Below are 262 nucleotides of genomic sequence, written 5' to 3'. Positions count from 1 at the left end.
AACATTTTCCCACGGAAAATCCTCGCGCCCGAAGTGACCGCCCGCCGCCGTGCGGGAGTAGATGGGGTTCAGCAGGTCGAGCTGCTTGATGATACCCGCAGGGGTCAGGTCATACGCCTTGCGCACAGCGGCCGACAGGCAATCATCCTCGCAGGGGCCGCCGGTGCCGAAGGTATTCACATCCACCATGACAGGGTCTTTCTGCCCGATGGCATACGCCAGCGTGACCTGACAACGATTGGCAAGATGGGCGGCGACCATG

The 262-nt window shown here is 61.8% G+C and carries 1 protein-coding gene; it reads right to left on the bottom strand.

Annotated features, from left to right (window positions below; translation table 11 throughout):
* Positions 1–262, bottom strand: a 262-nt coding sequence (locus NE623_RS14560) for a methionine adenosyltransferase domain-containing protein (protein WP_256273545.1), incomplete at both ends; no start/stop codon positions are given.

The organism is Gemmiger formicilis (genome assembly GCF_024462815.1).
Taxonomy (GTDB): Bacteria; Bacillota; Clostridia; order Oscillospirales; family Ruminococcaceae; genus Gemmiger.
Note: the sequence above shows the minus strand (reverse complement) of the source record. Positions and strands in the feature narration are given on the sequence as shown.